The 6,477-nt window shown below is 67.8% G+C and carries 7 protein-coding genes and 1 riboswitch; of the genes, 5 read left to right on the top strand and 2 right to left on the bottom strand.

Going from position 1 to position 6,477, the window contains the following annotated elements; genetic code table 11:
• Positions 1–169: 169 nt before the first annotated feature.
• On the bottom strand, positions 170–469 hold the full coding sequence (locus tag V7Q42_RS15030; RefSeq protein WP_333824905.1) for a hypothetical protein: 300 nt from the start codon (positions 467–469) through the stop codon (positions 170–172).
• A gap of 518 nt (positions 470–987) precedes the next feature.
• Here V7Q42_RS15030 and V7Q42_RS15025 point away from each other — a divergent pair.
• Complete coding sequence (locus V7Q42_RS15025; RefSeq protein WP_333824904.1) at positions 988–1,461, top strand: hypothetical protein; 474 nt, start codon at positions 988–990, stop codon at positions 1,459–1,461.
• A 2-nt stretch (positions 1,462–1,463) separates the two neighbouring features.
• The gene (gene speB, locus V7Q42_RS15020) at positions 1,464–2,450 is read left to right on the top strand and encodes an agmatinase (RefSeq protein WP_333824903.1); all 987 of its coding nucleotides are present in this window, start codon (positions 1,464–1,466) and stop codon (positions 2,448–2,450) included.
• A gap of 19 nt (positions 2,451–2,469) precedes the next feature.
• On the opposite strand, the gene V7Q42_RS15015 is transcribed toward speB, so the two are convergent.
• Positions 2,470–2,940: a response regulator gene (locus V7Q42_RS15015; protein ID WP_333824902.1), complete on the bottom strand. Its 471-nt coding sequence runs from the start codon at positions 2,938–2,940 to the stop codon at positions 2,470–2,472.
• Positions 2,941–3,093: 153 nt separating this feature from the next.
• On the opposite strand from V7Q42_RS15015, the gene V7Q42_RS15010 reads away from it, so the two are divergent.
• From V7Q42_RS15010 to bluB, 3 genes are all read left to right on the top strand, one after another.
• Complete coding sequence (locus V7Q42_RS15010; protein WP_333824901.1) at positions 3,094–4,200, top strand: sensor histidine kinase; 1,107 nt, start codon at positions 3,094–3,096, stop codon at positions 4,198–4,200.
• Between the two features lie 75 nt (positions 4,201–4,275).
• Entirely contained in the window at positions 4,276–5,319 is a 1,044-nt protein-coding gene (gene argC / locus V7Q42_RS15005; protein WP_333824900.1) for an N-acetyl-gamma-glutamyl-phosphate reductase, read from the top strand.
• A gap of 153 nt (positions 5,320–5,472) precedes the next feature.
• A riboswitch (cobalamin riboswitch) is annotated at positions 5,473–5,669 on the top strand.
• A gap of 116 nt (positions 5,670–5,785) precedes the next feature.
• Positions 5,786–6,466, top strand: coding sequence for a 5,6-dimethylbenzimidazole synthase (gene bluB / locus V7Q42_RS15000; protein WP_333824909.1), 681 nt, complete (start codon positions 5,786–5,788; stop codon positions 6,464–6,466).
• The last annotated feature ends 11 nt before the right edge of the window (positions 6,467–6,477 follow it).

The raw sequence follows: 6,477 nt of genomic DNA, 5'->3' as shown, positions 1-6,477 counted from the left end.
CCTTGCTTCCGAGGGGCCGTCCACACATGCGCTCCGGCCGGGGAGGACGGCCGAAATCGGAGCGCCGCAGTCGGCAGATCGTGACTCCGCAAGGGGAGAAGGGGACTTCGGGGCGAAGGCAGCGACCGATCGGTGCGCCGCGATCTCGTCTCGAGCCGGTCGCCCCGCCTCACCGGCAGTTCAGATAGCGGGCGAAGACCCAGCCGAGGGGGTCGCCGCGGGTTCCGGTCATGTCGGAATCGTGGATGAAGGCCCAGGGCTTGCCGTTGTCGGCGGCCATGTCGCCCACCCGCACCCAGACGCCGTTGGCGATCTGGCCGACGACACGGCCGTTGGGGGCGGTGCGGACGTTGAGCAGTGTGCCGGTCGGGTCGGCGACGACGCAGACCGAGCCGCGCGACTGCGCCGCGACCGGTGTGGCGAGGGCGATGCCGGCGACGGCGGCGAGGAGGAGTGTCGAAATCTTCATGGCGGCCTCCCGGGAACGCGGCGGGCGAGGCGAGCCCTTGGGGCTCGGGTCGAGCGTGCCGATGCTACGCCCGCGATGCTGAGGGCGTCCAGGGTCGGGCCGGTTGGTTTCGCGTCGGGCGCGTGGTCGAGCGCAAGCAGCACGATGAGCGCAATGCGCGCCGGAGCTTCCGGTCCTCCGAGCGCTGATCGTGCTATGAGGTCGACATTCGAGGGAGGCGGCATTGCCAAAGGCAAGGCTGCCTCTTACCTTTTGTCGAGCGTTCGGAGTTTGCCGAGCATATTGGTTCGCAGCAGATAGCCGAATCGGGAGGATGAAATGGCGAAGTCGTCGGATACGACCGGTGCCAAGAACCCGAAGACTGCACGGTGGACCACGCGTGACTCCTCATCGGGACGCTTCATGGACACCACTCCGGGAGGAGGCGTCGTCAAACATTATTCAATGCCGGATGGAACGATCGTGCCTCGGCTCAAGCCCGGTGTCATCGATCGAGCGAATGCGGCATTGAGGTCGAAATGAGTGACGAAGGCGGTGGCGATCATATAGTCGGCGTGAGCCGCAGTTTGAAGAAGCTTTCAAGCGATCGTGACGATATTGTAGGCCTGATCGCCTATGGTCTTTTCAAGTATGAACAAAGCGAATGGGCCGACAAGACGCGCCCTGCGAGGGATGCCGTCGATAGGCACCACGAACAGCTGCAGTCGACCCGCATCGAAAGTTTGCGCTCCAATGCTGAATTGCGCCTGACCAAATGGGCTAATTCGCTCGAAGAGCAATGGCGAGAGCAGCAGTATCAGCTTCTAGCTCGAAATGTGTTCGAAGAAGCTTCGGATGACATCATTCGAACGGTCGAGAAGTCTTCGAGTTTCTGGAAGTCCGTCGGGGCCAGCGTCGTGGCTTGGTTCGCCAGCATCGTGCTCACTTTAGTCGTTGTTCTCATCTGGTTCGCACCATCGTTGCAAGAGATGATCAAGCGCGCGGTGAATTGACCATGGCCCAAGGCACCGGCGATCCGCTTCGCCCTCGTTCGACCGACAACGCCGTCTTCGGTCCCGTCTCCGGCGGATCGGCGGAGCCCACCTACGGCGGGGCGCTGTCGTTCATGCGGCGGCGCTATTCACGTGACCTCGCCGGCGTCGACATCGCCATCCTCGGCATTCCCTTCGATGCGGCGGTCTCCAACCGCACCGGCTCGCGCTTCGGGCCGCAGGCGATCCGGCGGGCCTCGGCGATTCTCGACGGCGATCCGCAGTATCCGTTCCACATGGACCCGTTCGAGGTGTTGACCGTCGTCGACTACGGTGACGTCTCCTGGGACTACCAGCGTCCGTGGGTGGCGCACGACTGCATCCATGCGCAGGCGAGCGAGATCCTCGCCTCGGGGGCGAAGCTCTTCTCGCTCGGCGGCGATCATTCGGTGACCTACCCGCTGCTGGTGGCGCACGCCGAGAAGCACGGGCCGCTCGCCATCGTTCATTTCGATGCGCATCAGGACACCTGGGGCGACGAGGGGTTCGCCGGGCCGGGGCACTGGACCGACCACGGGGCCTTCGTCCGGCGCGGCGTCGAGGCCGGGGTGATCGATGCGAAACACTCGATCCAGATCGGCATCCGCACGCATGCGCCGCGCGACTGCGGGCTGGAGATCGTCTGGGGCTGGGAGCTCGAGACCGACGGCATCCGGCGGGTGATCGAACGCATCTACGATCGGGTGGGGGCGGCCAAGGCCTATCTCACCTTCGACATCGACTGCCTCGATCCGGCCTTCGCGCCGGGCACGGGGACGCCGGTCGCCGGCGGGCTGACGAGCCGCGAGGCGCTCGCCATCCTGCGCGAACTCGGGCGTCTCGATTTCGTCGGCGGTGACGTCGTCGAGGTGGCGCCGCCGTACGACCACGCCGACGTGACCGCGATCGCCGGGGCGGCGGTGGCGCAGACATGGCTCGGGCTCGAGGCGGAGAAGCGGCGGCGGCGGTGAGGTCCACCGCCCCTCGGGTTCATCGCTGTTCGCCGTGGGCGGCGTAGCGTGCGTGCTCGAAGCGGGCGGCGGCGAACATGAGCTGCGCCAGTTCGACGTAGCCGAGAAGGGTGTCGGGCTTCTGGAACACGCAGTCGGCGCCACGTTCCTGGGCGGCGCCGTGGATCTCGGGTCGGTCCGACGTGGTCAGCACATAGGTCGGCAGTTTGCCGAGGCGCAGATCGGAGCGCAGCACCTCGAGGAAGCGCATGCCGTCCATCACCGGCATGTTGAGGTCGACGACGATGAAATCCGGCAGTTCTCCGACGATGTCGCCGCGGCCGACGGCGCGGATCGCCTCCCATCCGTCACCGTAACGCGACACGTAGACTGTGGTTCCGGCGAGCGCCGACGCGCGGATCAGGGCGCGCTCCAACAGATAGGCATCGTCGGGATCATCCTCGACGATCAGCACGTTCTGCGGCTTTCGCTGTTCGCCGGTCTTTCCCACGGCCGCTCCCTCCCTACGTATTCTCCCTTATAAAATGTCACATCTACGGATCACGCAAGGGAAACCGCGTGCGGGTCGCAAAAGAACCGAGCCGGGATGCAACCCTTGCGGAGTGTCGCAACGGGCGTGGCGCGCGAAAGGGAGGGAATGGGGATGGACGACATGTTCCGCCTCGCGGTCGAAGCCTGTCCGGCAGCGATGATTCTGGTCGATGCCGAGGGCGTGGTCCGGCTGGTCAACGAGGAATGCGAACGCATGTTCGGCTACGGCCGCGGCCATCTCGTCGGGGCTTCGGTCGACATCCTGGTGCCGATCGGCGAGCGAGATGGGCATCGGGCGCGGCGCGGCATCTTCGCCGGGCATCCTTCCAAGCGGCGGATGGGCGAGGGACGCGATCTGCGCGCCACGCGCGCCGACGGGTGCGAGTTTCCGGTCGAGATCGGCCTCACCCCGATCGCCGGCGTCGGGGTTCTCGCCTTCGTCGTCGACATCGCGGCGCGTGTGGATGCGGAACGCGCCATCCGCGGCTACACCGAGCAACTCGAACAGGCGAACGAGAACTTGGCGCGCTTCGCCCATGTCGCCTCGCACGACATCCAGGAGCCGCTGCGCAAGATCGCCGCCTTCGCCGACATGTTGAAGACGGCGCTCGCCGCTGCCGACACGGTCGAGGCGACCTATGCCGCCGACGTGATGGCGGCGTCGGCGCGCCACGCCCGCCGGCTGGTGCAGGACGTGCTCGCCTTGGCGACGCTGCACGAGACGCCGCTCGAGCGGCGGCGGGTTCGGCTCGCCGCGATCGTCGACGTGGTTCTGGCGGCGCTGTCGCAGACGATCGCGGAGGAGGGGGCGCGGGTCGAGGTCGACGTCGGCGAGGCGACGGCCGACGCCGATCCCGCCAAGGCGGAGCGGCTCCTCGCCAACCTGGTCTCCAACGCCCTCAAGTATCATCGGCCGGGCGAGGCGGCGGTGGTGCGGATCACCGCCCGGCGCGCGGCCGACGGTGTCGTGCATCTCGCCGTCGCCGACGAAGGCGTCGGTTTCCCGTCCCACCGGGCCGGTGAGATCTTCGCACCCTTCAAGCGGTTGCATCGTCGCGAGGATCATCCCGGAACCGGCATCGGCCTCGCCATCGTCAAGTCGATCGCGGACGACCACGGCTGGAGCATCGCCGTCGAAGCGGCGGAAGGGAAGGGCGCGCGCTTCGACGTCCGCCTCGGTTCGCCGCCGGAGGAGGGCGTCGGGCGCGGTGGTGGGTAGCCGGCGGGCTCTTCCCCTCGCCGCCGAAATCCGTCATACCGGCGCGCGGAATTTCTTCGCGAAGGATCGAGACCGATGTCCGAGACGATCAACGTCGCCATCCTCGGCGCTTCCGGCTACACCGGGGCGGAACTGCTCCGGTTCCTGCTCGTCCACCCGAAGGTGCGCATCGCCGCGTTGACCGCCGACCGAAAGGCCGGTTCGACCATGGCGGAAGCCTTCCCGCAGTTCATCGGGCTCGATCTGCCGCGTCTCGTCACCATCGCCGAGGTGGATTGGGACGGCGTCGATCTGGTGTTCTGCGCGCTGCCGCACGCCACCACCCAGGAGGTGCTGAAGACGGTGCCGGCGCGGATCAGGATCGTCGATCTCTCCGCCGATTTCCGTCTCTCCGACCCGGCGGCCTACGAGTACTGGTACGGCCACGCCCATCAGGCGCTCGAGCTGCAGAAGGAAGCCGTCTACGGCATCACCGAGTTCGCCCGCGAGCGCGTGGCGAAGGCCCGTCTGGTCGCCAATCCGGGCTGCTACACCACCTGCTCGCAGCTTCCGCTCATCCCGCTCCTCGAGGCCGGTGCCATCGATCCGGACGAGATCGTCATCGATGCGGCGTCGGGCGTCTCGGGGGCGGGGCGGTCGGTGAAGGAGGCGAACCTCTTCACCGAGGTGTCCGAGGGCTATCACGCCTATGGTGTCGGGCATCACCGCCACATGGCCGAGCTCGAGGAGGGTTTCTCCCGCGCCGCCGGGCGGCCGGTGGTGGCGTCCTTCACGCCGCATCTGGTGCCGATGAACCGCGGCATGCTGGCGACGATCTACGTTCGTTGCGTCGGCGAGGCGACGCCGCAGTCGCTCGCCGAGATCCTCGACAAGCGTTTCGCCGACGAGACTTTCGTCAAGGTGCTGCCCTTCGGCGCGGTGCCGCAGACGCGCCACGTGCGCGGCTCCAACCGGGCCTACATCTCGGTCGCCAAGGACCGCCGGGCCGGCCGGGCGATCGTCATGTGCGTCATCGACAATCTGGTGAAGGGCGCTTCCGGCCAGGCGATCCAGAACATGAACGTCATGATGGGCTGGCGCGAAGACCTCGGGCTCGAGGCGGTCGGCGTCTTCCCCTGATCGAGAACGGCATCCGCGAATTCTTCCGAGAGGGCGACGGCGAAGTCGCCCTCTTCGCGTTCGGGGGGCGTCCTCGATCGTGAACGCACGGCCCGCCGCCGGCGACGCGGGCGGTTCGTCGTCTCGGGCGGCTCGACGGGCGGGCGAGAGCGTGCCACAGATGGCGGGTTCGGTGCCCGCGTCAGTGGGAGAATCGGGAACGCGGTGGAACTCCGCGACGTGCCCAACACCGTGAAGGGGGACTTCTCCGGCCGCGCCGGCAGCGCGATCCGCCACGGGGCGAGAGCTTCGGAAGGCGCCGGAGAGGGGAGATCCTCAGTCGGGAGACCGGCCGGACACGACAGGGATCCTCGCGCGGACGGCGAGGCGACCGCGCCGCGCTTCGAGGGGTCCACCGATGCCGCGCCACTCCGTTCCGCCGCGCGCCGATGCGCCGGCGTCGCCGTATTCGTCCGTCTCCGCCGCCATGTCTCCGCCGCTCGACTTCGTCGAGGCAGGGCCCTTTCCGGAGGCCGATCGCGCCGCCGTCTACCGGGCGATCGAGACGCGGCGCGACGTGCGCAACGAGTTCCTGCCCGATCCGATCGACCCGGCGGTGCTGCGGCGTCTGCTCGAGGCCGCGCATCGGGCGCCGTCGGTCGGCTTCATGCAGCCGTGGAACTTCGTCGTGGTGCGCGACCCGGCGGTGCGCGAGCGGGTGCACGGGGCGTTCACCCGGGCGAACGCGGCGGCGGCCGATCTCTTCGGCGATGCCGCCGGCGAGGCCTACCGGCTGCTGAAGCTCGAGGGGCTGCGCGAGGCGCCGGTCCACATCGTCGTCACCTGCGATCGCGACCGTTGCGGTCCGGTGGTGCTGGGGCGCACCCACGACGCGGCGATGGATCTCTATTCCTGCGTCTGCGCGGTGCAGAACCTGTGGCTGGCGGCGCGGGCAGAGGGCATCGGTGTCGGCTGGGTGTCGATCTTCGAGAAGAGTGATCTGCGCGAGATCCTCGGGATTCCCGAGCGGATCGAGATCGTCGCCTATCTCTGTCTCGGCAAGGTCGAGAAGCTGCATTCCTCGCCCGAGCTCGAGCAACGTCGCTGGCGGGCACGGTTGGCGCTCGACGAACTGGTGTTCGAGGACGGTTGGGGACGGCGAGGGTGAGGCCTACGGGC

This window comes from Pinisolibacter sp., assembly GCF_036782435.1.
Lineage (GTDB): Bacteria > Pseudomonadota > Alphaproteobacteria > Rhizobiales > Ancalomicrobiaceae > CALBKH01.
The sequence above is the reverse complement of the archived record's forward strand: the minus strand, read 5'-3'. Positions and strand labels throughout refer to the sequence as shown.

Excerpts from the sequence above, each read along its gene's own strand:
- speB (WP_333824903.1), top strand. The coding sequence starts at position 1,464 with ATGGCCCAAGGCACCGGCGATCCGCTTCGCCCTCGTTCGACCGACAAC.
- argC (WP_333824900.1), top strand. The coding sequence starts at position 4,276 with ATGTCCGAGACGATCAACGTCGCCATCCTCGGCGCTTCCGGCTACACC.
- bluB (WP_333824909.1), top strand. The coding sequence starts at position 5,786 with ATGTCTCCGCCGCTCGACTTCGTCGAGGCAGGGCCCTTTCCGGAGGCC.
- V7Q42_RS15010 (WP_333824901.1), top strand. The coding sequence starts at position 3,094 with ATGGACGACATGTTCCGCCTCGCGGTCGAAGCCTGTCCGGCAGCGATG.
- V7Q42_RS15030 (WP_333824905.1), bottom strand. The coding sequence starts at position 469 with ATGAAGATTTCGACACTCCTCCTCGCCGCCGTCGCCGGCATCGCCCTC.
- V7Q42_RS15025 (WP_333824904.1), top strand. The coding sequence starts at position 988 with ATGAGTGACGAAGGCGGTGGCGATCATATAGTCGGCGTGAGCCGCAGT.